The 2,186-nt window shown below is 68.1% G+C and carries 3 protein-coding genes and 1 pseudogene; all 4 read left to right on the forward strand.

Features of this window, described 5'->3' with window-relative positions; all coding sequences use genetic code 11:
• Positions 1-611 (forward strand): ABC transporter ATP-binding protein (locus AOK11_RS37250; protein WP_055598049.1); only part of this gene is annotated, 611 nt, incomplete at its 5' end.
• A gap of 114 nt (positions 612-725) precedes the next feature.
• Complete coding sequence (locus AOK11_RS37255) at positions 726-1,562, forward strand: helix-turn-helix domain-containing protein (RefSeq protein WP_055598050.1); 837 nt, start codon at positions 726-728, stop codon at positions 1,560-1,562.
• 11 nt (positions 1,563-1,573) lie between these two features.
• Complete coding sequence (locus AOK11_RS41220) at positions 1,574-1,759, forward strand: DUF397 domain-containing protein (RefSeq protein ID WP_388221623.1); 186 nt, start codon at positions 1,574-1,576, stop codon at positions 1,757-1,759.
• Positions 1,760-1,894: 135 nt separating this feature from the next.
• Positions 1,895-2,186, forward strand: a pseudogene (locus tag AOK11_RS41225) (transposase); the annotation flags it as partial.

Raw genomic sequence — 2,186 nt, forward strand, 5'->3', positions numbered from 1 at the left:
TCGGCCCCAGCGGCTGCGGCAAATCCACCCTCGCCAGAGTCGCCGCCCTCCTGCACCGCCCCGACGCCGGCACCGTCACCGTCGACGGCACCCCCGTACGCCACTTCCGCCACCGCGCCCCACGCTCGCTCCGCACCGCCTTCGGCGTCGTCTTCCAGCAGCCCCGCCTCTCCGCCGACCCCCGCCTGAGCCTCACCGACCTGATCGCCGAACCCCTGCGCGCCACCGGCCGCCGCGACACCGTCCCCGACCGCGTCCCGGAACTGGCCTCCACCGTCGGCCTCACCCCCGACCTCCTCACCCGCCGCCCCCACGAGGTCAGCGACGGCCAGCTCCAACGCGCCTGCCTGGCCCGCGCATTGGTGCTCCGACCCCGCTGGCTGATCTGCGACGAGATGACCGCGATGCTCGACGCGTCGACCACGGCCGCGCTGGTAGCGGTGGTCGAGGCCTACCGCACCGAAACCGGCGCCGGCCTCCTGACCGTCGGCCACGACCAGACCCTCCTCACCCACTGGTGCGACCGCACCCTCCACTGGAACACGGTGACGTCCCCGGAAAAAGGGGGGCGGCCGCGGAGGGAGCGAGACAGGGTGAATTCGCGTGAATAACTCACTGTGACCCAACATCGCGCATTACGTTGCGTATTCAGTGCGCTACGAGGGCGTGGTACGACTCTCCGCCGGGAAGCGCGCCTTCCGTAACGTCCATGGAGGTGAGCGGCCCTGTCACAGCGTCGCGTCGTCACGAGCCGCAGCCAGGAACCGCGTCAACGGTTCGCCGAGGAGCTACGACGGCTGCGGGCCCAGAAGGGCGTCAGCCTGCGGCAGCTCGGAGAGCGGCTGGGCTGGGACTGGTCGCTCTTCGGCAAGATGGAGAAGGGCGACACGCTGGGCAGCCCCGAGGTCGCCCAGGCCCTCGACCAGTACTACGAGGCTCCGGGGATGCTGCTGGCTCTGTGGGAGTTGGCCGCCGGGGACCATACGCAGTTCCGCGAGCGGTATCGGCGGTACATGGCGCTGGAGGCGGAGGCGGTGAGCTTGTGGCATTTCGCGGTGAGCGTGGTACCGGGGCTGCTGCAGACGGAGGGGTACGCGCGGGAGGTGCTGACGGCGGGCGGGATCAAAGGGGCGGAACTGGAACGGCAGATCAAGGCCCGGATCGGGCGCCGGGAACTGCTGGAAGGCGCAGACCCCCCGCCATTTCGAACGATCTTCGCCGAAGCGGTCCTGCGTACACCGTTGGAGAACGAGGGGGAGTGGCGGGCCCAACTGACCTACCTGGGTGAGCTGGCCGAGCGGGAAAACGTAACGGTGCAGGTCCTCCCGCAGAGGGCCGGGGTCCATGGCCTGGTCGCTACGGATGCGTGGTTCTTGCGGCTCAAGGACGGTCGCCCGGTGGCGTATACGGAGAACGCTCACTCGGGCGAACTCATCGAGGAAAGCACGCGGGTCGAACGCCTGCAACGTGCCTACGATGTAGTGCGCGACAAGGCAATGTCCCCTGCCGAGTCGCAGAAGTTCATCCTGCGCCTGTTGGAGGAAACGCCGTGCGATCCATAGCCCCGGGTACCGTGACGTGGCGCAAGAGCAGTTACAGCAATCCAGATGGCGGTGCCTGCCTCGAAGTCTCCGACGATTTCACCTCCGTCGTCCCCGTGCGCGACAGCAAGACACCGGATGGCCCGGTGCTCGTCCTGGCTGCGGAAAGCTGGACCTCCTTCGTCACTGCTGTGGTACGCGATGAGTTGGGTGCCTGAGCCACACAACGGAGGTCACTGACGACCCCGTGCACCGATCGTCGAGTGCGGGGCCGTCCAGGAGAATTCATCTCATTTGGCTCGGTAGGCTGTCGGTCGTGGTGGGAATCGTTGAGCGGCTGGTGCCGGAGGCTCCCTCAGGGCGGCGGCCGGCGTCGGCACGGTGACCGTGAAGTGCTGGCAGCGATTGTCTTTGTGGCCATGTCGGGCTGCACGTGGCAGCAGCTTCCCGCAGCGTCGTTCGGGCCGTCCGGTGCGACGGCTCACCGCCGGTTCACCGAGTGGTCGAAGGCCCGGGTCTGGGTCAAACTCCACCGCCTGGTTCTGGACGAACTCGGCTCCGCGGCGACCTGGACTGGCCGCGGTGCGCGATCGACTCGGTGAACATGCGGACCCTGAAAAGAGGGACCTGACGGGTCCGAATCCT

The organism is Streptomyces hirsutus (assembly GCF_001418415.1).
Taxonomy (GTDB): domain Bacteria; phylum Actinomycetota; class Actinomycetes; order Streptomycetales; family Streptomycetaceae; genus Streptomyces; species Streptomyces hirsutus.